The 21,022-nt window shown below is 61.2% G+C and carries 19 protein-coding genes; 14 read left to right on the top strand and 5 right to left on the bottom strand.

What is annotated here, in order from left to right; all coding sequences use genetic code 11:
* Nucleotides 1-32: 32 nt before the first annotated feature.
* Complete coding sequence (gene paaY / locus C7534_RS24200) at nt 33-629, bottom strand: phenylacetic acid degradation protein PaaY (protein WP_109787283.1); 597 nt, start codon at nt 627-629, stop codon at nt 33-35.
* 371 nt (nt 630-1,000) lie between these two features.
* Here paaY and paaF point away from each other — a divergent pair, with 371 nt between their 5' ends.
* The 6 genes from paaF to paaK all read left to right on the top strand — a co-directional run bounded on the left by paaF (nt 1,001) and on the right by paaK (nt 7,212).
* Nucleotides 1,001-1,774: a 2,3-dehydroadipyl-CoA hydratase PaaF gene (gene paaF / locus C7534_RS24205; protein WP_109787284.1), complete on the top strand. Its 774-nt coding sequence runs from the start codon at nt 1,001-1,003 to the stop codon at nt 1,772-1,774.
* 54 nt (nt 1,775-1,828) lie between these two features.
* On the top strand, nt 1,829-2,620 hold the full coding sequence (gene paaG, locus C7534_RS24210) for a 2-(1,2-epoxy-1,2-dihydrophenyl)acetyl-CoA isomerase PaaG (protein ID WP_046032752.1): 792 nt from the start codon (nt 1,829-1,831) through the stop codon (nt 2,618-2,620).
* Nucleotides 2,621-2,623: 3 nt separating this feature from the next.
* Entirely contained in the window at nt 2,624-4,141 is a 1,518-nt protein-coding gene (gene paaH / locus C7534_RS24215) for a 3-hydroxyacyl-CoA dehydrogenase PaaH (protein WP_109787285.1), read from the top strand.
* Nucleotides 4,134-4,583 (top strand): hydroxyphenylacetyl-CoA thioesterase PaaI, encoded by a 450-nt coding sequence (gene paaI / locus C7534_RS24220; protein ID WP_046032672.1) that lies wholly within the window; start codon nt 4,134-4,136, stop codon nt 4,581-4,583. The genes paaH and paaI overlap by 8 nt, the downstream gene beginning before the upstream one ends.
* On the top strand, nt 4,576-5,787 hold the full coding sequence (gene pcaF / locus C7534_RS24225; protein ID WP_109787286.1) for a 3-oxoadipyl-CoA thiolase: 1,212 nt from the start codon (nt 4,576-4,578) through the stop codon (nt 5,785-5,787). The genes paaI and pcaF overlap by 8 nt, the downstream gene beginning before the upstream one ends.
* Before the next feature lie 99 nt (nt 5,788-5,886).
* Complete coding sequence (gene paaK / locus C7534_RS24230; RefSeq protein WP_109787287.1) at nt 5,887-7,212, top strand: phenylacetate--CoA ligase PaaK; 1,326 nt, start codon at nt 5,887-5,889, stop codon at nt 7,210-7,212.
* A 593-nt stretch (nt 7,213-7,805) separates the two neighbouring features.
* On the opposite strand, the gene C7534_RS24235 is transcribed toward paaK, so the two are convergent.
* On the bottom strand, nt 7,806-8,714 hold the full coding sequence (locus tag C7534_RS24235; protein WP_256594812.1) for a hypothetical protein: 909 nt from the start codon (nt 8,712-8,714) through the stop codon (nt 7,806-7,808).
* A gap of 499 nt (nt 8,715-9,213) precedes the next feature.
* On the opposite strand from C7534_RS24235, the gene paaA reads away from it, so the two are divergent.
* From paaA to paaZ, 6 genes are all read left to right on the top strand, one after another.
* Nucleotides 9,214-10,203, top strand: a complete 990-nt coding sequence (paaA, locus tag C7534_RS24240) for a 1,2-phenylacetyl-CoA epoxidase subunit PaaA (RefSeq protein ID WP_046032668.1) — start codon at nt 9,214-9,216, stop codon at nt 10,201-10,203.
* A gap of 28 nt (nt 10,204-10,231) precedes the next feature.
* Nucleotides 10,232-10,513: a 1,2-phenylacetyl-CoA epoxidase subunit PaaB gene (paaB, locus tag C7534_RS24245; RefSeq protein ID WP_007943393.1), complete on the top strand. Its 282-nt coding sequence runs from the start codon at nt 10,232-10,234 to the stop codon at nt 10,511-10,513.
* Nucleotides 10,514-10,521: 8 nt separating this feature from the next.
* Nucleotides 10,522-11,283 carry a 1,2-phenylacetyl-CoA epoxidase subunit PaaC gene (gene paaC, locus C7534_RS24250; RefSeq protein ID WP_109787289.1) on the top strand — a complete coding sequence of 254 codons (762 nt, stop codon included), beginning with the start codon at nt 10,522-10,524 and terminating at the stop codon, nt 11,281-11,283.
* Nucleotides 11,270-11,803, top strand: coding sequence for a 1,2-phenylacetyl-CoA epoxidase subunit PaaD (gene paaD / locus C7534_RS24255; RefSeq protein WP_077431704.1), 534 nt, complete (start codon nt 11,270-11,272; stop codon nt 11,801-11,803). The genes paaC and paaD overlap by 14 nt, the downstream gene beginning before the upstream one ends.
* Nucleotides 11,804-11,836: 33 nt before the next feature.
* Entirely contained in the window at nt 11,837-12,913 is a 1,077-nt protein-coding gene (paaE, locus tag C7534_RS24260; RefSeq protein ID WP_109787290.1) for a 1,2-phenylacetyl-CoA epoxidase subunit PaaE, read from the top strand.
* Nucleotides 12,914-13,137: 224 nt separating this feature from the next.
* Nucleotides 13,138-15,192, top strand: a complete 2,055-nt coding sequence (gene paaZ / locus C7534_RS24265) for a phenylacetic acid degradation bifunctional protein PaaZ (protein WP_109787291.1) — start codon at nt 13,138-13,140, stop codon at nt 15,190-15,192.
* Between the two features lie 151 nt (nt 15,193-15,343).
* Here paaZ and C7534_RS24270 read toward each other — a convergent pair whose 3' ends face one another.
* From C7534_RS24270 to C7534_RS24280, 3 genes are read right to left on the bottom strand one after another with little or no spacing between them, the layout of a single operon-like run.
* A complete protein-coding gene (locus tag C7534_RS24270) occupies nt 15,344-16,237 on the bottom strand; it encodes a helix-turn-helix transcriptional regulator (RefSeq protein WP_109787292.1) in 894 nt (297 codons plus the stop codon).
* Nucleotides 16,234-17,652: an aminotransferase gene (locus C7534_RS24275; protein WP_109787293.1), complete on the bottom strand. Its 1,419-nt coding sequence runs from the start codon at nt 17,650-17,652 to the stop codon at nt 16,234-16,236. The genes C7534_RS24270 and C7534_RS24275 overlap by 4 nt, the downstream gene beginning before the upstream one ends.
* 30 nt (nt 17,653-17,682) lie before the next feature.
* Nucleotides 17,683-18,786 (bottom strand): polyamine ABC transporter substrate-binding protein, encoded by a 1,104-nt coding sequence (locus C7534_RS24280; protein ID WP_109787294.1) that lies wholly within the window; start codon nt 18,784-18,786, stop codon nt 17,683-17,685.
* A 229-nt stretch (nt 18,787-19,015) separates the two neighbouring features.
* Here C7534_RS24280 and C7534_RS24285 point away from each other — a divergent pair, with 229 nt between their 5' ends.
* Both C7534_RS24285 and C7534_RS24290 read left to right on the top strand, forming a co-directional pair.
* Nucleotides 19,016-19,795 carry an enoyl-CoA hydratase gene (locus tag C7534_RS24285; RefSeq protein ID WP_109787295.1) on the top strand — a complete coding sequence of 260 codons (780 nt, stop codon included), beginning with the start codon at nt 19,016-19,018 and terminating at the stop codon, nt 19,793-19,795.
* Nucleotides 19,795-20,976 carry an acetyl-CoA C-acyltransferase family protein gene (locus C7534_RS24290; protein WP_109787296.1) on the top strand — a complete coding sequence of 394 codons (1,182 nt, stop codon included), beginning with the start codon at nt 19,795-19,797 and terminating at the stop codon, nt 20,974-20,976. Before C7534_RS24285 ends, C7534_RS24290 begins: the two co-directional genes overlap by 1 nt.
* The last annotated feature ends 46 nt before the right edge of the window (nt 20,977-21,022 follow it).

Consider the following 21,022-nt stretch of genomic DNA (forward strand, 5'->3'; position numbering starts at 1 on the left):
GACGCAGCCTTCGGCTGCGGCTACAGAGGCATTCACAGGGTATTGCCTTTTGGGCGAAAGCCGCTGTCATTGATGCGCGGTCGATCCGCTTCCGGCTCGGTCAGTGGCTCGCAAACTTGCATCCGCTCAAGGCAACGCTTGGCCAGTTGTTGATATTCGCGGGTGCCCGCCTGCTTCCACGCCACTTCTTCGTCGCTGAGGCCGCGCTTGACGCTGGCCGGTGCGCCCATCACCAGTGACTGGTCGGGGCATTCGAACCCGGCCTTGACGAACGCCGCCGCCGACACGAATGAGCGCGGGCCGATCCGTGCGTTGTCCATCACCACGGCGTTCATGCCCACCAGCGCATCGGCGCCGATGCGGCAACCGTGCAGCACCGCGCCATGCCCGATGTGGCCATTGCGCTCGACCACCGTGTCGCTCTCGGGGAAACCATGCATCACGCAGGTGTCCTGCACATTGGCGCCCTCCTCCAGCACGATCCGGCCGAAGTCCCCGCGCAAACTCGCCAGCGGCCCGACGTAGCAATGGGCACCGACGATCACATCGCCGATCAGTACGGCTGACGGATGAACGTAAGCGGTGGGATCAACCACCGGGGTCAAGCCATCGAGGCTGTAGCAGGTCATTGGACATTCCTTCAAGCGCAGTGCCGGGCATCTTCGCAAAGCGATGCCGATAGAGGCTCATTTTGTATCACATCACTTTTAACAGCACAAAGACAAAAATCCGTATCACTTAGTCAAGGCGCCGAATAACCGCACCTCACACGCTGTAAACCGGGCATTAAAGCCAGAAAAACCAGTGATTACTCGTTCACAAGGCTCCCTAAGCCGCGGACTGAAAGAAACCGACCGCTCATCAATAAGACACATTAAATGAACTTTTATGTTGTTATTGCGTATCACGTTGTAGGTATACTCAGGCAAAACCGGCCCACCGCGCCGATCCAATAATGAGCCGGCAGTACAGCCGAGCGTGCACCGTGAGGGCATCCGCCATGCCTCTAACCCTTGTTGTCGAGATCATCGAACCGGGCGTTCGCCTGATTACGTTGCAGCGCCCGCAAGCGCTGAACGCCCTGACCACCGAATTGCTCGGTGAGCTGGCCGATGAACTGAACGCCGCGCAAGCCGACGCCAACACCCGCGCCGTGGTCCTGACCGGCAGCCGCAAAGCCTTCGCGGCCGGCGCCGATATCAAGGAAATGGCCGAGCGCGATCTGGTCGGCATCCTCGACGACCCGCGCCAGGCGTCGTGGCAAACCATTACCCGCTTCAACAAACCGCTGATCGCCGCCGTCAACGGCTTCGCCCTCGGCGGTGGCTGTGAATTGGCGATGCACGCCGACATCATCATTGCCGGGGAAGACGCGCGTTTCGGCCAACCGGAAATCAACCTCGGGATCATGCCGGGCGCCGGCGGCACCCAACGCCTGCTGCGGGCCGTCGGCAAATCCATGGCCATGCAAATGGTCCTGACCGGCGAGCCGATCGACGCCCGCCAGGCGCAACGCGCCGGCCTGGTCAGCGAAGTGACCCAACCGGAATTCACCGTCGAACGCGCCTTGCAGATCGCCCGCAACATTGCCGGCAAAGCACCGCTGGCGGTGCGCCTGGCCAAGGAAGCGCTGCTCAAGGCCATGGACACCGACCTGGCCAGCGGCCTGCGTTTCGAGCGCCATGCCTTCACCGTGCTGGCCGGCACCCGCGACCGCGACGAAGGCATTCAGGCCTTTCAGGAAAAGCGCACACCGAACTTCACGGGCCAGTAATCACCCCGCCCTTTTTACAAAAAAGCGAACGACCTCCCAGAGAGCGCCATGACCATGAACTTCGAACACATCCTGTTTTCCATCGAGGCCGGTGTCGCCCTGCTCAGCCTCAATCGCCCCGAGCAACTGAACAGCTTCAACGCGCAGATGCACGGTGAAGTCAAAGAAGCCCTGAAGCAGGTTCGGCAAAACCCGGACGTACGCGTTTTGCTGCTGACCGGTGAAGGTCGCGGCTTCTGTGCCGGGCAAGACCTGGGCGATCGCAATGTGGCGCCGGGCAATGCCGCGCCGGACTTGGGCGAGTCCATCGAGAAGTTCTACAACCCGCTGATCCGCCAATTGCGCGACCTGCCAATGCCGGTGATCTGCGCGGTCAACGGTGTGGCCGCTGGCGCTGGCGCCAACATCCCGCTGGCCTGCGACCTGGTGTTGGCGGCGCGTTCGGCGAGCTTCATCCAGGCCTTCTGCAAACTTGGCCTGATCCCCGATTCCGGTGGTACCTGGACCTTGCCGCGCCTGGTCGGCATGGCCCGCGCCAAAGCCCTGACCTTGCTCGGCAATCGATTGAGCGCCGAACAGGCCGAGCAATGGGGCCTGATCTACCGCTGCGTGGACGACGCCGAACTGCGTAGTGAAGCGCTGACACTGGCCCGTCACCTCGCCACGCAACCGACCTACGGCCTGGCACTGATCAAACGCAGCCTCAATGCCAGCCTGAGCAACACCTTCGACGAGCAGCTCGAGCTGGAAAAAGACTTGCAACGCCTGGCCGGGCGCAGCGAGGACTACCGTGAAGGCGTCAGCGCCTTCATGGAAAAACGCAGCCCAAGCTTCAAGGGGCGCTGAGTCATGACTGCACTGAACACCAACGCACCCATCGCCGTAATCGGCGCCGGCGCCATGGGTGCCGGGATTGCACAGGTCGCGGCACAGGCCGGCCATACCGTGCTGCTGCTGGACAATCGCCCCGGCGCCGCGGCTCAAGCCATCGACGGCATTGACCGCCAACTGGGCAAACGCGTCGAGAAAGGCAAGCTCTCGGCCGACGCCCGCACCGCGACCATCGCTCGTTTGCTGCCTGTGGAAGCCATCGAAGCGCTGGCCGATTGCGAGCTGGTCATCGAAGCCATCGTCGAGAACCTTGAGGTCAAGCGTGCCCTCTTCCGCCAACTGGAAGGCATCTGCGGCGAGCGCTGCATTCTGGCGAGCAACACCTCGTCGCTGTCGATCACTAGCATCGCCGCACAACTGGATCACCCAGAACGCCTGCTGGGCCTGCACTTTTTCAACCCCGCGCCGATCATGGCGCTGGTGGAAATCGTCTCGGGGCTGGCCAGCGATCCAGCCTTGGCCGATTGCCTGTACGACACCGCCAAGGCCTGGGGCAAAAAACCGGTGCACACCCGTTCAACGCCGGGGTTCATCGTCAACCGCGTGGCCCGGCCGTTTTACGCCGAGAGCTTGCGCCTGCTGCAGGAAGGCGTTGCCGAGTGCTCGACGCTGGATGCGCTGATGCGCGATGCCGGTGGCTTTGCGATGGGTGCTTTCGAACTGACCGACCTGATTGGCCATGACGTCAACTATGCGGTGACCTGCTCAGTGTTCGACGCCTATTACGCCGACACCCGCTTCCAGCCTTCGCTGATCCAGAAAGACCTGGTGGACGCCGGGCGTCTGGGGCGCAAAAGCGGTCACGGTTTCTACAGCTACGCCGAGAACGCCGAACGCCCGCAGCCGACCACCATCAGCAGCGAGCAGACCGTTGAAAGCTGCGTGATCGAAGGTGATCTCGGCGCTGCCAATGCGCTGATCCCGCGCCTGCGCACACACAACATCGAAGTCATTCAACGCGACGGCCAAGGCCTGTTGCGGGTGGGCGACGCGGTGCTGGCGCTGAGCGATGGGCGCATGGCCTGTCAGCGCGCCAGGGAAGACGGGGTGCGCAATCTGATCCTGCTCGACCTCGTGCTCGATTACGGCAACGCCAGCCGAATCGCGATCAGTTGCACAGCGGACATTGAGCCGGTGGCCCTCGAACAAGGCGTTGCCCTGCTGCAACGGGCCGGTTTCAACGTAAGCCTGCTCAACGACAGCCCGGCCCTCGCCGTGTTGCGCACTGTCGCTATGCTCGCCAACGAAGCCGCCGACGCTGTGCTGCAAAGCGTGGCGTCGGCCGCCGACATCGATCTGGCAATGCGCGCCGGGGTCAATTACCCGCAAGGCCCGCTGGCCTGGGCGGATGCCGTCGGCCTGTCGCACGTGCTCAAGGTGCTGGAAAACCTGCAAGCCAGTTACGGCGAAGAGCGCTATCGGCCCTCGCTGCTGTTGCGCCGTCGGGTCGCCGAAGGGAGGACTTTCCATGACTAATCACGAAGCGATGAACCTGGCCAGCGACTGCGCAAAAACCCTGTTCAACCGCGACGCCGCCAGCCAGGCGATGGGCATGCGCCTGCTCTCGGCGGCCCCCGGCTGTGCCCGCGTGGGCATGAGCGTGCGCGCCGACATGCTTCAAGGCCACGGCACCTGCCACGGCGGCTACCTGTTTGCGCTGGCCGACTCGGCGTTTGCCTTTGCCTGCAACAGCTACAACGACGCCACGGTGGCCATCGGTTGCAGCATCGACTACATCGCCCCGGCCCGCCTGGGCGACACCTTGACTGCCGAGTGCACCGAGCAAAGCCGTTCCGGGCGCACCGGCAACTACGACGTACGTATCGAAAACCAACAGGGGCAATTGATCGCCCTGTTCCATGGCAAATCCTACAAAGTGCGCGGCTCGGTGCTGGCGCAGGAGACCCCGAATGAATGACGCCTTGATCATCGACGCGGTGCGGACCCCGATCGGTCGCTACGCCGGAGCCTTGAGCAGCGTACGTGCCGACGACCTCGGCGCGGTGCCACTGCGTGAACTGCTGCGCCGTCACCCGCAGGTCGACTGGAATGCCGTGGATGACGTGATTTACGGGTGCGCCAACCAGGCCGGCGAAGACAACCGCAACGTCGCCCGCATGTCAGCGCTGTTGGCCGGCTTGCCGGTCAGCGTGCCCGGCACCACGCTCAACCGCTTGTGCGGCTCCGGGCTGGATGCCATCGGCACCGCGGCGCGAGCGATTCGTTGTGGCGAGGCTGGCCTGATGCTGGTCGGCGGCGTTGAATCGATGTCCCGCGCGCCACTGGTGATGGGCAAGGCCGAACAGGCGTTTTCCCGCGATGCGCAGATTTACGACACCACCATCGGCTGGCGCTTCGTCAATCCACTGATGAAGAAAACCTTTGGCATCGACTCCATGCCGGAGACGGCCGAGAACGTCGCCGAGCAGTTCAATGTCTCCCGCGCCGACCAGGACGCCTTCGCCCTGCGCAGCCAGCAGCGCGCTGGTGCCGCTCAAGCCAGTGGCCGTCTGGCCAAGGAAATCGTCGCGGTCGACATCCCGCAACGCAAAGGCCCGGCCAAAATCGTCGAGCACGATGAGCACCCGCGCGGCGATACCACGCTTGAGCAACTGCAGAAACTCGGTACGCCGTTTCGCGAAGGCGGCAGCGTCACCGCTGGCAATGCGTCCGGGGTCAACGATGGCGCGTGTGCGCTGCTGCTGGCCAGCCCGGAAGTCGCCAAACGCCACGGTTTGAAAGCGCGCGGCCGGGTGGTCGCCATGGCCACCGCCGGTGTCGAGCCACGCATCATGGGCATCGGCCCGGTGCCGGCGACCCGCAAAGTGCTGGAACTGGCCAACCTGAGCCTGGCCGACATGGACGTGATCGAACTCAACGAAGCCTTCGCTGCACAAGGCCTGGCGGTGCTGCGTGAACTGGGCCTTGGCGACAACGATCCTCGGGTCAACCCGAACGGTGGCGCGATTGCCCTTGGCCATCCGCTGGGCATGAGTGGCGCGCGCCTGGTGACCACCGCCCTGCATGAACTGGAAGAACGTCAGGGCCGCTACGCTTTGTGCACCATGTGCATCGGCGTCGGCCAGGGGATCGCGCTGATCATTGAGCGTATATCCGACTAAAGAACCGCGATTCCCAAGGCGCCCAGAGGTATCCTTGGGGCATGCACTCAAAGCCCTGCCGCGGCCGGGCCGGAACACAAAAACAATTCGAGTGAATTCATGAACATGCCAATTGCCAAAGCCGTGCTTGATCCTGTGCTGGACCCGCTGGAAACCGCCAGCATCGACGAATTGCGTCAACATCAGCTGGATCGCCTGCGCTGGAGCCTGACTCACGCCTACAACAATGTGCCGCTGTACCGTCAGCGTTTCGATGCGCTGGGTGTGCACCCGGACGACATCAAATCACTGGAAGACCTGGCGAAGTTCCCGTTCACCACCAAATCCGATCTGCGCGATAACTACCCCTACGGCATGTTCGCCGTGCCGATGAACGAGGTGGTGCGCCTGCACGCCTCCAGCGGCACCACCGGCAAGCCGACCGTGGTCGGTTACACCCAGAACGACATCGACACCTGGGCCAACGTGGTCGCCCGTTCGATCCGTGCGGCAGGCGGTCGTCGTGGCGACAAGGTGCATATTTCCTATGGCTACGGCCTGTTCACCGGCGGTCTCGGTGCCCACTACGGCGCCGAACGCCTGGGTTGCACGGTGATTCCGATGTCCGGTGGGCAGACTGAAAAACAAGTGCAGCTGATCAAGGATTTCCAGCCGGACATCATCATGGTCACGCCGTCGTACATGCTCAACATCGCCGATGAAATCGAGCGCCAGGGCATCGACCCGCACAAACTGGCCCTGCGCCTGGGCATCTTCGGCGCAGAGCCGTGGACCGGCGAGCTGCGCAGTGCCATCGAGAACCGCTTGGGCATTACTGCACTGGATATTTATGGCCTGTCGGAAATCATGGGGCCGGGTGTCGCCATGGAATGCGCTGAGACCAAGGACGGACCGACGATCTGGGAAGACCATTTCTACCCGGAAATCATCGACCCGGTGACCGGCGAAGTGCTGCCGGATGGTCAAATGGGCGAACTGGTGTTCACCTCGCTGAGCAAAGAAGCCTTGCCGATGATCCGCTACCGCACCCGCGACCTGACGCGCTTGCTGCCCGGCACCGCGCGGCCAATGCGTCGTATCGACAAGATCACCGGACGCAGCGATGACATGCTGATCATTCGCGGGGTCAACGTGTTCCCGACGCAGATTGAGGAGCAGGTTTTAAAAGTTAAACAACTGGCCGAGTGTTACGAGATCCATTTGTATCGCAATGGCAACATGGACAGTGTTGATGTGCATGTCGAGTTGAAGGCTGAGCACCAGCACCTGACCGATGATCAGCAGAAGGCTGTTTGCGGTGAATTGAGCAAACACATCAAGACGTATATCGGGATCAGTTCGCGGATCGTCTTGCAGCCGTTTCACTCGATCAAGCGATCTGAGGGCAAGGCTTGCCACGTTCTGGACAAACGCCCTAAAGCATGACTGCTGCACCCTTTATGGCCCCGCAATTGCGGGGCTTTTTTTTAGCTGGAACGCGTACGCCCTCTGTAGGAGTGAGCCTGCTCGCGATAGCTTTCTGGCAGCCGGCCATTTTCTATCGGGTGTACATATCCATTTTTGCGGTTACGGCGGCTATTGGTTCCGCCCTTACGGCGGGTCACTTTCGAAAAGCGCGAAAGTAACCAAAGCGCTTTTGCCCCTTTCGTTCGGTGCCTCGCTAAGGCTCGGCATGCCCTCGCTCCGGTCCTGCTCCGTGGGCCCGCCGCCATCGGCCATCCATGGCCGGGGGCGGCTAACCCGGCATCCATGCCGGGTTGCCCACTGCGCAGAACCTGCGCTCGGCCTCTCGAGGGGGCGGTGCGTCAAGATCAAAAGCGGCAGGCGAGCTAACACTCGGCCTGTTGAGTGGTGAGAAGCCAAAGCCGTACCCCGATTTTTTGTAGGAGTGAGCCTGCTCGCGATGCTTTTGCTTTGATCGTTCCCACGCTCCGCGTGGGAATGCCGCCGGGGACGCTCTGCGTCCCGTTATCGATGCGAGGTTTGGGTCTGCGCAAGAACCCTCAAAGGCCTATTGCTCAGAGTTTGCGTGACAGCGCCCGGCGTACGCTGTCGCTGTTGAGCACTGCGTTTTCTGCGGGAGCCTCGACGCTTGCCTGCACAACCTCTTCTTCCTGAACAATGACTTCTGCCAGGGCAAAAAGATCGGCCTGGGCCGGTTGCATAACCTGTGCAGGGCTTGGTGCCTGAATGCGACTGGCGACCTGATTTTCCAGCTTCTCGAGGTAGGCGTTCAAATCGCTGACCAGCAGCTTCTTGCGCTGAGAGCCCTGATAAATCGCATAGAACAAATAGCCCGCTGCCGCTAAAAGCCCCAGACCTGCGGTCGCAATACCGGCGACACACAGTCCAGACACGATCAGCACGGTATTCCAGTTGAAGGGCGCCAGCTCCAGCTCGGTGTGCAGCGCGTTGCCGTCGCGCAACACCCAGCGTTTGGAGGCGGTGTGGTTCTGCAAAATGGCATGCAGCGGCGAACCATCCTTTTTCAAAGCGCTGATCAACGAGATGTCCTGGCCGGTGCGCAACGGAATATCCACACCGCGCAACTTCACGTCGTGCTCGACGCCGTCCGGGGTTTTGACCCAAAACTCATGATTAATGATCGAAACCGAACTGACACGCACCGGCGTCACTTCACTGTCCTTGCCGCTCACATGAACGCCGCCAGTGGATGTTACGCGGGTTTCGCTGAGCTTTTCGCTGCCCACCACTTCACCGCTCAGGACAGTGAAAACAACCGATTTATCGCCATGGGTGAAAGTGTGCATTTCGATTCCTTGATAGACCCACGTCAGTCGACGCGCAGGAGAAAATCCGTATGCGGCGGATGCTACTAAGTAGCCATCAGGCTGTCCAGAAATCGGAGCCTCTGTGACGCGGAGCGTCAGGGGATGCATTCCCACGCAGAGCGTGGGAACGATCAAGCAAAAGCATCGCGAGCAGGCTCACTCCTACAAAAAATCGGCGCAAGGCTTTCGCTTCTCACCACTCAAGGCCGAGCGTTAGCTCGCCTGCAGCCTTTGATCTTGACGCACCGCTCCCTCGAGAGGCCGAGCGCAGGTTCTGCGCAGTGGGCAACCCGGCAAGGATGCCGGGTTAGCCGCCCCCGGCCATGGATGGCCGATGGCGGCGGGCCCACGGAGCAGGACCGGAGCGAGGGTATGCCGAGCCTAGGCGAGGCACCGAACGAAAGGGGCAAACGCGCTTTGGTTACTTTGGCGCTCTTCCAAAGTGACCCGCTGTAAGAGCGGAACCAATAGAAGCCATCACAAAAAAAACGGATATGCCCCCGACCAAACCAACCACCCATCCCAAAGCGATACAAAAACACATACGACACACCATTTTATGTTTGATATTAATTTCTGTATCGCTTATAAAGTTCTCCATGCCATCAAACAGATTCACGGCGGGAGACCAAAAATGTACGCACAGCTCGTAGAAACCGGCGTAAAGCGCATCAAAGACCTCTCGGAGATGTCCGAGGAGGAACGCGCCTTCCAGGAAAAAATCGATTCAGAAATCAAGATCGAAGCCAAGAATTGGATGCCAGATGCTTACCGGCAAACCCTGATCCGGCAGATTTCCCAGCACGCTCACTCTGAAATCGTCGGCATGCTGCCCGAAGGCAACTGGGTCACCCGCGCGCCGACGCTGAAACGCAAACTGCAATTGATGGCGAAGATTCAGGACGAGGCCGGTCATGGCCTGTACCTCTACAGCGCCATGGAAACCCTGGGCGCCGACCGCGATGAAGAAATCGCCAAGCTGCACAGCGGCAAGGCCAAGTATTCGAGCATTTTCAATTACCCGACGCTGAACTGGGCCGACATGGGCGCGGTGGGCTGGCTGGTGGACGGCGCGGCGATCGTCAATCAGGTGGTGTTGCAGCGCACCTCTTATGGCCCCTACTCCCGGGCCATGGTGCGGATCTGCAAGGAAGAAAGTTTCCACCAGCGCCAGGGTTACGAAATCCTCCTGACCATGATGCGCCACGGCAATCAGGCGCAAAAAGACATGGTCCAGGACGCGATCAACCGTCTGTGGTGGCCATCGCTGATGATGTTCGGCCCAAGCGACGAACACTCGCCGAACAGCGCTCAGTCCATGGCCTGGAAAATCAAGCGCCAGAGCAACGACGAACTGCGCCAGCGCTTCATCGACCAGACCATCCCGCAACTGGAACTGCTGGGCTGCACCTGCCCGGACCCGGATTTGAAGTGGAACGCCGAAACCGGCCACTACGACTTCGGCGAGATCCAGTGGAGCGAATTCTACGAAGTGCTCAAGGGCAACGGCCCATGCAACCAGGAACGCGTCGCCACCCGCCGCAAGGCGATTGAAGACGGTGCCTGGGTTCGCGAAGCCGCCGTCGCCCACGCCCGCAAAAAACAAAACAAGAACGCCGCCTGATCCGGCCACCTGATGTGGAGTCATTGAAATGTCTGAATGGACCCTTTTTGAAGTCTTCGTGCGCAGCAAGCACGGCCTCAACCACAAGCACGTCGGCAGCGTGCACGCCGCCGACACCACCATGGCCATCGAGAACGCGCGCGAGCTCTACACCCGTCGCAGCGAAGGCGTGAGCCTGTGGGTGGTGCCGTCGGCACTGATTACCGCTTCGTCGCCGGATGAAAAAGACCCGCTGTTCGATCCGTCGGACGACAAGGTGTATCGCCACGCCAGCTTCTACGAGCTGCCGGCCGAAGTCGGGCACATGTGAGGTCGACCATGAACAACCAGACTGACCTGATCGAATACCTGCTGCGCCTCGGCGACAGCGCCCTGATCCAGGGCCAGCGCCTGTGCCAATGGTGCGGCAAGGCCCCGGCGCTGGAAGAAGAATTGGCGTTGATGAACGTCGGCCTCGACCTCGTGGGCCAGGCGCGTAACTGGCTGGAATACGCCGCCGAACTGCTGAACGACGGCCGCAGCGCCGATGACCTGGCGTTCCGCCGTGACGAGCGCGCTTATCGCAACCTGCTGCTGGTGGAACAACCCAACGGCGACTTCGCGGTGACCATGCTCAAGCAGTTCCTCTATGACGCCTGGCATTTGCCGGTGTTGCAGGGACTGAGCCAGTCCAGCGACGAACGCATTGCCGGGATCGCCGCCAAAGCGGTCAAGGAAGTGACCTATCACCTGCGCCGCTCCGGCGAGTGGGTCGAGCGCCTGGGTGACGGCACTGAAGAAAGCCATCGGCGCATGCTGGCGGCGATCCCTGAGGTCTGGCGCTTCACCGTCGAACTGATTGCCGCCGATGACAGCGAGCAGCGCTTGTGCGAAGCCGGCATCACCCCGGACATCGCCAGCGTTGCCGCGCAGTGGCAAGCCAGGGTCAGCGCGATCTTCGCCAGCGCTACCCTGCCCGTGCCTGCCGCGCCGAACTATTTCTACCTGAACGCACGCAAAGGGCTGCACACCGAACACCTCGGCATCCTGTTGGCAGAGATGCAATGCCTGCCACGAGCGTACCCCGATGCAACCTGGTGAGCTGATCGCCAGCGACCTGGGCGCCCGTGCGGCACAACCGACCGACCTGGCCGCTGCGTGGGCAACCCTGGCGCAGGTCATGGACCCGGAAGTGCCGGTGGTCAGCGTGGTCGACCTCGGCATCGTCCGCGACCTGGACTGGCAGGCCGGTCACTTGCACGTGGTGGTCACGCCGACCTACTCCGGTTGCCCCGCCACCGAAGTGATCGAAAGCGACATCCGCGAGGCACTGGAACTGGCCGGGTTCAAGGCGCCGCAACTTGAGCGCAAGTTGACCCCGGCGTGGACCACCGACTGGATCAGCGCCAGTGGCCGTGAACGCTTGCGCGCCTATGGCATCGCCCCGCCGGAGGGCAGCACCAGCAAGCGCAGCCTGCTCGGTGAAAGCCCGGTGGTCGTCTGCCCGCAATGCGGCAGCGCCCACACCGAAGTGCTCAGCGAGTTCGGTTCCACCGCGTGCAAGGCCCTGTATCGCTGCATCGATTGCCGGGAACCGTTCGACTATTTCAAGTGCATCTGAGCGGCAATCGGCCGTCCCAGCTGGAGAACAATAATGAGTAAATTTCACAGCCTGACCATCAAGGACGTGCGCACCGAGACCCGTGACGCGGTGTCCATCGCCTTCGAGATTCCGCAACACCTGCAGGACAGTTTTCACTTCACCCAGGGCCAGCACCTGGTGATGCGCACCCAGTTGGACGGCGAAGAAGTCCGCCGTTCTTACTCGATCTGCACCGGCGTGAATGACGGTGAGCTGCGCATCGCGGTCAAGCGGGTGACGGGTGGGCGCTTCTCGGCGTTTGCCAACGAGCAACTCAAGGCAGGGCACACGCTGGACGTCATGCCGCCCGCCGGGCACTTCAGTGTCGAACTCGACCCGGCGCGCCACGGCCAGTACCTGGCCGTAGCAGCGGGCAGCGGCATCACGCCGATCCTGTCGATCATCAAGACCACCCTGGAAACCGAGCCGCACAGCCGCGTCACCCTGCTGTATGGCAACCGTTCCAGCTCCGGCGCGCTGTTTCGCGAGCAACTGGAGGACCTGAAAAACCGCTACTTGCAGCGTCTGAACCTGATTTTCGTGTTCAGCCGCGAGCAGCAGGATGTCGACCTGTACAACGGCCGGATCAACGTCGAAAAATGCGAGCAGTTGTTCTCACGCTGGCTCGACGTCAAAGCCCTCGACGCCGCGTTCATTTGCGGCCCGCAAGAGATGACCGAAACCGTGCGCGACACCCTCAAGGCCAAAGGCATGGCGTCTGAGCGTATCCATTTCGAACTGTTCGCCGCCGCTGGCAGCCAGCAGAAACGTGAAGCCCGCGAGGCGGCCCGCCAGGTGGATGCGGCGGTCAGCCAGATCACCGTCATCAGCGATGGCCGCGCATTGGCTTTTGATCTGCCGCGCAACAGCCAGAGCATCCTCGATGCCGGCAACGCCCAGGGTGCCGAACTGCCCTACTCGTGCAAGGCCGGCGTGTGCTCGACCTGCAAGTGCAAGGTCATCGAAGGCGAAGTGGAAATGGACAGCAACCACGCCCTCGAAGACTACGAAGTGGCCGCCGGCTATGTGCTGTCGTGCCAGGCGTTCCCGATCAGCGACAAAGTGGTGCTGGATTTCGATCAACTCTAACCCCCTGACGCTCGTAGCAGCTGCGTCCGACTTGTAGCAGCTGTCGAGCCTGCGAGGCTGCGTTCGGCTGCGAAGCAGTCGTGAAATCAGGCGCGGTGGTGTTTCAGGAGCATCGCGTCCTCAGGTTTTACGACTGCTTCGCAGCCGAACGCAGCCTCGCTGGGGCTCGACAGCTGCTACGGGATCGTGCACGACCAACAATTTGATAACCCGGAGCAATCGTGATGCCTCACGCCCCTACCCTGCAGAGTTTCATCGCCGGTCGCTGGATCGGTCAACAAGGCGCACAGATCCTGCGCAGCGCCATCGACGGCCATGAAATCGCCCGCACTCACGAAGAGCGCCCGGATTTCGCCGAAGCCATCGAGCACGGCCGCCGCCAAGGCATCAGTGGCTTGATGGCGCTGGACTTCCAGCAACGCGCCCAACGTCTCAAGGCACTGGCCTTGTACCTGAGCGAACGCAAGGAACAGCTGTACGCGATTTCCCACCACAGCGGCGCGACCCGTGCCGACAGCTGGATCGACATCGAAGGCGGCAACAGCACCCTCTTCACCTACGCCAGCCTGGGCTCGCGGGAATTGCCATCGGGCAACATCGTCCATGAAGGCCCGGCAATGCAGCTGAGCAAACTCGGGACCTTCGCCGGCACGCACATTCTGGTGCCACGCGGTGGCCTGGCCGTGCACATCAACGCCTTCAACTTCCCGATCTGGGGCATGTTGGAAAAGTTTGCACCGAGCTTTCTCGCCGGCATGCCGTGCATCGTCAAACCGGCCAGCGCCACCAGCTACCTGACCGAAGCCGTGGTGCGCCTGATGGACGAATCCGGCTTGCTGCCACCGGGCAGCTTGCAGTTGATCATCGGCAGTACCGGTGACTTGCTCGACCGCTTGCAGGGCCAGGACGTGGTGACCTTCACCGGTTCCGCCGACACCGCCGCCAAGCTTCGGGTCAATCCGAACCTGATCCGCAACTCGGTGCCGTTCAATGCCGAAGCCGACTCGCTGAACTGCGCGATCCTCGCCCCGGACGTGACCCCGGACGACGAAGAATTCGAGCTGTTCATCAAGGAAGTCGCCCGGGAGATGACCACCAAGGCCGGGCAGAAATGCACCGCAATTCGCCGCGCCATCGTGCCGGCCAAACACATTGACGCGGTCGCGACCCGCTTGCGTGATCGCCTGGCCAAAGTCGTGGTCGGAGACCCGTCAGTGGAAGGCGTGCGCATGGGTGCGCTGGCGTCCCACGATCAGCAGAAAGACGTGGCCGAGCGCCTGGAAAGCCTGTTGCAGAGCAGCGACATGCTGTTCGGCGCCCGTGACGGTTTCGAACCGCGCGGCGAGAACGTCAGCCAGGGCGCGTTCTTCGCCCCGACCTTGCTGCAAGCTCGCGATCCGCACGCCGAAGGTGGCGCGCACGATATCGAAGCGTTCGGCCCGGTCAGCACCCTGATGGCGTACGACGATCTCGACGAAGCCCTGGCGCTGGCCGCTCGCGGCAAAGGCAGCCTGGTGGCGAGTCTGATCACCAAGGATCCGCAGATCGCCGCCAAGGCCATCCCTGTCGCAGCGGCGTGGCACGGTCGCTTGCTGGTGCTGGATCGCAACTGCGCCGCCGAGTCCACCGGCCACGGCTCGCCACTGCCGCAACTCAAGCACGGTGGCCCGGGTCGTGCCGGTGGCGGTGAGGAACTCGGCGGTCTGCGCGCGGTGAAACACTACCTGCAACGCGCAGCGGTACAAGGCTCGCCGACCATGCTGGCCGCCGTCACCGGTGAATACGTACGCGGCGCCCAGGTCATCGAAACCGAGGTGCATCCATTCCGCCGGTTCTTCCAGGATCTGCAGATTGGTGAGTCGCTGCTGACGCACCGTCGCACCGTGACCGAAGCCGATCTAGTGAACTTCGGTTGCCTGTCCGGCGATCACTTCTACATGCACTTCGATGACATCGCCGCCAAGGAATCGCAATTCGGCAAACGCATCGCCCACGGCTACTTCGTGTTGTCGGCGGCGGCCGGGCTTTTCGTTTCCCCAGCGCCGGGGCCGGTGCTGGCCAACTATGGCCTGGATACCTTGCGCTTTATCAATCCGGTGGGGATTGGCGACACGATTCAGGCGCGATTGACTTGCAAACGCAAAATCGATCAAGGCAAGAAGAGCCCGCAAGGCATTCCGCAAGGGGTGGTGGCGTGGGATGTTGAGGTGACTAACCAGTTGGGAGAGCTGGTGGCCAGTTACGACATTCTGACCCTGGTCGTTAAACGCGAGGACTGACCACAAATATTGTGGTCAACCCCTCTCCCCTGTGGGAGCGAGCTTGCTCGCGATAGCGGACTTACATTCAGCATTGATGTTGAATGTCATGGCCTCATCGCGAGCAAGCTCGCTCCCACAGGTTTTTTTCGGGTGGGTTGTAGATTTGGGGTCAGTGCTGGCGCAACCACTCGATAAACAGTGCAAACAACTCCGACTGCGACCCGACCTGCAGTTTCAGGTACAGGTTCTTGCGGTGCATGCGCACGGTTTCCGGGGAAATGCTCAGTTGGCTCGCGGTGGATTTCACCGAGTGCCCCCTGAGCACCATGTGCGCCACTTCCCGCTCGCGTTCGGTCAGCACCTCGCAGCCAAAGTTTTCGAAGGCGCACTGCACGCGCTGCTTCAGATCATCACGCACACTTTCAATCACCGTGCTGCGCGCCAGGCCTCGACGGCCGAACTCGCTGATGAACTCGCGAACCAACGGCTCGACCGCCCGCAACAGGTTCAGTTGTTCCGCCCGCAGGCTTTCCCCACCAAAACCCTGAAACAGGCTGACCGAGACTTGGCTGTCATGGCCGGTATCGATCAGGTAAAAACTGTCCTCCGAACACCCGGCCTTCACGTAATAAGTCTTGTAGTACTCGCTGTCGAAGAAGTTGTCCGGGGCTATTTCCTCCAGGTGATAAAACCCTTCGGCCAAGCCCTGCTCCACCGCCAGGCAAAACGGGTCGAGCAGGTAACCACCGGAAAAATAACGGTCGATGATCGACTCCCGATACTCCTCCGGGATGCCGCGCTGATACAGCAACTGCGGCGGCCGGTCCTTGTGTTCGAGGCTGATCATCACCGACTCGATGGACACCAGGTGCCCGAACGCCGACGCCAGGTATTGCAGCGCATCAGGCTTGTCGACATGGGCGAATGCTTCGCGCATGTCGCCGTGCCATTTGTGCAACGCCCCGAAGGGCAATGCGATCAGCGTTTCGTCGTTGGGTTTGCTCATGCCCCGCAGTCTAGCGGGAGAACCGGCACCGGGTAACCGCAGATTGAGCGAATTCATTGCCCGAAGTACTGGCCGTTTTTCTCAAGTTCGGTCGCCACTTCAAGAATGCACACCCGCAGGATCTCGACGATTTCATCGACCTGGGCACACGTCAGGATCAGCGGCGGCGACATGACGTTGAGGTGCATGATCGGCCGCACCAGCAAGCCGCGAGACTGGGCACGGGAGTGAATCATTTCGCCAATATTCACCTCGTCGGCAAACAACGCCTTGGTGCGTTTGTCGGCCACGAACTCCACGCACGCCATGAACTTCTGGCAGCGCACATCGCCCACCAGCGGCAAGTCGCTGAGCGTCGCCAGCCGTTCCTCCAGATAAGCGCCGACCACATCGACATGCGCCAGCAACTGTTCGCGCTCGATGATTTCGATGTTCTTCAGCGCCGCCGTGCAGCACACAGGATGACCGCTGTAGGTAAAACCATGGGTAAAGCAGCGGCCCTTGCCCGGCTCGGCGATAACCTTCCAGATACGGTCGGAAAAAATGCACGCACCCAGCGGCAGGTAGGCCGAGGTCAGGCCCTTGGCCGTGGTGATGATGTCGGGCTGCACGTCGAACAGATCATAAGACGCGAAGAACTTGCCCAGGCGACCGAACGAGGTCACCACTTCATCGGCCACAAACAGAATGTCGTAGCGCTGACAGACTTCCCACATGCGCTTGAGGTAACCCTTGGGCGGAATGATCACGCCGCCGGAACCCATGATCGGCTCGGCAAAGAAGCCCGCCACCTTGTCCGCGCCGATGGAAAGAATTTTGTCTTCGAACTCCTTGATCAGAAATTCGAGAAACTGCGCCTCGTCCATGCCGTCCGGTGCGCGGTACGGGTTGGGGTTGGACACGTGGTGAATCTTGTCGTTGGCGTAATCGAACTCCGGCACGCGGTCGGCGGCCTTGTTGCCGATCGACATCGTCAGCGTGGTGGAGCCGTGATACGCGTTAAAACGGGCGATGACGTGCTTCTTTTCCGGTTTGCCACGGCAGTTCTGGTAGTACTGAATCAACCGGTACGCGGTGTCCACGGCGGTGGAGCCGCCAGTGGTCAGAAACACATGATCGAGGTCGCCCGGCGCCAGGCTGGCGAGTTTTTCGCACAACTGAATGGCGACGTTGTTGGACATGTCGGAAAACGGATTCGAATACGCCAGTTGCCGCACCTGATCGGCAATCGCCAGGGCCATTTCCTCACGGCCCAAGCCGATGTTGGTGCACCACATGCCACCCACCGCATCGAGAAAACGGTTGCCCTGAGCGTCGTAGATGTAGGCACCGTCACCGGCCACAATGTTCAGCGCCCCCTGTTCGGCGTGCTCGTCGAACATGTGATAGCCGTGCATGTAATGGGCTTTATCGGCCTTGATCAAATGGGCGTCATTCACGGTCGGCAGTACTTTCAACGTTGGAGTAGCCATACAAAAACCTCAAACCGAAGGGTTAAACGATCAGATCCCGCTCTTCACCGTGCTCCAGACGCGGGTGATGGCGCGCATTTCCTTGGCGTCCTGAGTCTTTTGCGGAAACAGGCGCTGGCGGGTTTCTTCATCGGGATAAATTGCCAGGTTGTTGCGCACGTCGGCATCCACTAACGGGGTGGCCGCCGCGTTACTGTTGGCGTAATGAATGAAGTCGGTGACGTCGGCCATCACCTGCGGCTGCATCAAGTACTCGAGGAACTTGTGGGCATTGGCGACATGCGGGGCATCGGCGGGGATGTACATGTTGTCGAACCAGATCAGCGAACCTTCCTTGGGAATGAAATAGGCCAGTTTGATCTTCAACTTGGCTTCTTCGGCGCGGGCCATGGCCGTCGCGTAGTCGCCAGACCAGGTCATGGCCATGCAGACATCGCCATTGGGCAGGCTGGTCAGGTAGTTCACCGAATCGAACTTCTTGATGTAAGGCCTGACCGTCAACAGCAACTCTTGCGCGGCTTTCAGATCTTCCGGGGCCGCACTTCGCGGATCGCGTCCCAGGTACTTCAAGGCCAGGGGAATGACTTCAGTGGGCGCATCGACCAAGGTGACGCCGCAGTCGGCGAAGCGCGAGACGATTTTCGGATCGAAAATCATCGCCAGCGAACCGATTGGCGCATCCGGCATGCGTTCCTTGATCTTGTCGACGTTGTAAGTGATGCCGTTGCTGCCCCAGGTGTAAGGCGCGGAGTACACCGCTCCGGCATCAAAGCCCTGCAAGTCCTGCAAGACTTTCGGGTCAAGGTTGGTCCAGCCCGGCAGCAACTTCTTGTCCAGCGGCTGGAACACTTTGGCCTTGATCAAGGGCGGCGCAAGGGAGGCATTCAACACCACCAGATCGTAACCGGAGTGCCCGGTCAGCAACTTCGCCTGCACCGTTTCATAGGCATCAAACGTGTCGTAGATCACTTTGATGCCGGAGGCTTTCTCGAAATTGGCAATGGTTTTTTCGCCAATGTAATCGGCCCAGTTATAAAGCCGCAGGGTATTGCTCTCGTTCACGTCGTCGGCGTGGGCATTCAATGTCAGCGGAGCAAGCAACAGACTGGAAATCACCATGAGGGCCTTGCGCATAGCAAATTCACCTTATCAAGCGAAGTCGGTTCTGGATGACCGGTTGACGCCACTATTGAGCGATTGGGCAAACGGCACCATACCCCGAATGGGTGTGTGAACCGTTTGACCGGCAGCGCCGTGGTGCAACATGGCAAAAAGCAGCAGATTCGTTGACTCGTTTTGTCATAGCTCCCGCGCGGGCCGGGCGCTTAGAGTGGCTGCCGGACAAAACAGGCGGGGGCATTTCATGAGCGAGCTGATCAAACACGATCGAAACGAAGGCGTTTTGACGCTCACCCTTGACCGCCCCGACAAGCTCAATGCACTGAACAACAGCCTGTACACGCAGTTGGCCGACCGCTTGCTGGCCGCTGATGAAGACGACGACGTCGGCGTGATTGTGCTCACCGGTGGCCCTACGTGCTTTACCAGCGGCAATGACCTGGCGGACTTTCTCGAACATCCGCCGACGCATCTGGACAGCCCGGCGTTTCGCTTGATGAATGTCGTCATTCATCTGCAAAAGCCGCTGATCGCTGCTGTTTGCGGCGCGGCCATCGGCATTGGCACCACGTTGCTGATGCATTGCGATCAGGTGCTGGTCACGCGAAACGCCAAGCTGCGCACGCCGTTTGTAAACCTGGGGTTGTGCCCGGAATTCGGCGCGAGCCTGTTGTTGCCGCGCCTGCTCGGCCACGCTCGCGCCGCGCGTCTATTGTTATGGGGCGACAGCCTCGACGGCGCTGCGGCGGTCGCGTGTGGGCTGGCCAACGAACTGTTCGACGACGGCCAACAATGCCTCGCCGCCGCACAAATTCTGGCCCGGCGCCTGCTGGCATTGCCACAAGAATCCCTGCGCCAGACCCGGCAACTGCTCAAACAGGCGTCATTGCCGGAGCTCAAAGCCACCATTCGTCAGGAAAACCTGTTGTTCATCGAGCGCGTTAATTCGCCTGAAGCGCAAACAGCGTTGACCGCCCTACTCAATCGCAGTACAGAAAAGCATTCACCAAGAGGAAAGCCGTAATGAACACCCCGGATATTTTTGTTGTCAGCGCCGCACGTACCGCCATTGGCACCTTTGGTGGTTCGCTCAAAGACGTTCCGCTGGCCGACCTGGCGACCACGGCCGTCAAGGCCGCCCTGCAACGCTCCGGCGTAGACCCGGCGCAAGTCGGCCATCTGGTGATGGGCAGCGTGATCCCGACCGAAACCCGCGACGCGTACATCTCCCGCGTTGCCGCCATGAACGCCGGCATCCCGAAAGAAACCCCGGCCTACAACGTCAACCGCCTGTGCGGTTCCGGCCTGCAAGCGATCATCAATGCCGCGCAAACCCTGATGCTGGGCGATGCCGACATCGTCGTCGGTGCCGGCGCCGAATCCATGAGCCGCGGGCCTTACATCATGTCGGCCGCCCGTTGGGGTGCGCGCATGGGCAACATCCAGGCCATCGACTACATGCTGGGCATCCTGCATGACCCGTTCCACGGCATCCACATGGGCATCACCGCCGAGAACGTTGCCGAACGCAACGGCATCACCCGTGAAATGCAAGACGCCCTGGCCCTGGAAGACCAGAAACGCGCGGCCTTCGCCATCGCCAATGGCTACTTCAGCGAACAAATCGTTGGCGTGGAAATCCGTGATCGCAAGGAAACCAAGCTGTTCAGCGTCGACGAACACCCTCGCGCTACCACGCTGGAACAACTGGCGGGCATGAAGCCAGCGTTCAAGAAAGACGGCTCGGTGACGGCCGGCAACGCTTCTGGCCTGAACGACGGCGCCGCTGCGCTGGTCATGGCCACCGGTGCCGCTGTACAGAGCAACAACCTGCGCCCGCTGGCCCGTCTGGTCAGCTACGCCCACGCCGGTGTTGAACCGGAATTGATGGGCCTCGGTCCGGTGCCTGCCACCCGCCTGGCGCTCAAGCGTGCCGGCCTGACCGTCGCCGACATGGACGTGATCGAAGCCAACATCGCCTTCGCCGCCCAGGCTTGTGCGGTCAGCCAGGAACTGGACCTCGACCCGGCCAAGGTCAACCCGAACGGTTCGGGTATTTCCCTGGGCCACCCGGTCGGCGCGACTGGCGCAATCATCGCCACCAAAGCCATCCACGAACTGCACCGCACCAACGGCCGTTATGCGCTGGTGACCATGTGCATCGGTGGCGGCCAGGGGATTGCGGCGATTTTTGAGCGGGTTTAAGCGCTAAAACAACGAAGGCCGGTGATCGGGTAGATCACCGGCCTTT

Source organism: Pseudomonas sp. OV226 (genome assembly GCF_003148705.1).
Taxonomy (GTDB): domain Bacteria; phylum Pseudomonadota; class Gammaproteobacteria; order Pseudomonadales; family Pseudomonadaceae; genus Aquipseudomonas.

Bases quoted from the DNA above. Each gene is read 5' to 3' on its own strand.
- paaE (WP_109787290.1), top strand. From the start codon at position 11,837: ATGAGTAAATTTCACAGCCTGACCATCAAGGACGTGCGCACCGAGACC.
- paaY (WP_109787283.1), bottom strand. From the start codon at position 629: ATGACCTGCTACAGCCTCGATGGCTTGACCCCGGTGGTTGATCCCACC.
- paaK (WP_109787287.1), top strand. From the start codon at position 5,887: ATGAACATGCCAATTGCCAAAGCCGTGCTTGATCCTGTGCTGGACCCG.
- paaD (WP_077431704.1), top strand. From the start codon at position 11,270: ATGCAACCTGGTGAGCTGATCGCCAGCGACCTGGGCGCCCGTGCGGCA.
- paaG (WP_046032752.1), top strand. From the start codon at position 1,829: ATGAACTTCGAACACATCCTGTTTTCCATCGAGGCCGGTGTCGCCCTG.
- paaC (WP_109787289.1), top strand. From the start codon at position 10,522: ATGAACAACCAGACTGACCTGATCGAATACCTGCTGCGCCTCGGCGAC.
- C7534_RS24275 (WP_109787293.1), bottom strand. From the start codon at position 17,652: ATGGCTACTCCAACGTTGAAAGTACTGCCGACCGTGAATGACGCCCAT.
- paaZ (WP_109787291.1), top strand. From the start codon at position 13,138: ATGCCTCACGCCCCTACCCTGCAGAGTTTCATCGCCGGTCGCTGGATC.
- C7534_RS24270 (WP_109787292.1), bottom strand. From the start codon at position 16,237: ATGAATTCGCTCAATCTGCGGTTACCCGGTGCCGGTTCTCCCGCTAGA.
- C7534_RS24290 (WP_109787296.1), top strand. From the start codon at position 19,795: ATGAACACCCCGGATATTTTTGTTGTCAGCGCCGCACGTACCGCCATT.
- C7534_RS24280 (WP_109787294.1), bottom strand. From the start codon at position 18,786: ATGCGCAAGGCCCTCATGGTGATTTCCAGTCTGTTGCTTGCTCCGCTG.
- paaA (WP_046032668.1), top strand. From the start codon at position 9,214: ATGTACGCACAGCTCGTAGAAACCGGCGTAAAGCGCATCAAAGACCTC.
- C7534_RS24285 (WP_109787295.1), top strand. From the start codon at position 19,016: ATGAGCGAGCTGATCAAACACGATCGAAACGAAGGCGTTTTGACGCTC.
- paaH (WP_109787285.1), top strand. From the start codon at position 2,624: ATGACTGCACTGAACACCAACGCACCCATCGCCGTAATCGGCGCCGGC.
- paaF (WP_109787284.1), top strand. From the start codon at position 1,001: ATGCCTCTAACCCTTGTTGTCGAGATCATCGAACCGGGCGTTCGCCTG.
- pcaF (WP_109787286.1), top strand. From the start codon at position 4,576: ATGAATGACGCCTTGATCATCGACGCGGTGCGGACCCCGATCGGTCGC.
- paaB (WP_007943393.1), top strand. From the start codon at position 10,232: ATGTCTGAATGGACCCTTTTTGAAGTCTTCGTGCGCAGCAAGCACGGC.
- paaI (WP_046032672.1), top strand. From the start codon at position 4,134: ATGACTAATCACGAAGCGATGAACCTGGCCAGCGACTGCGCAAAAACC.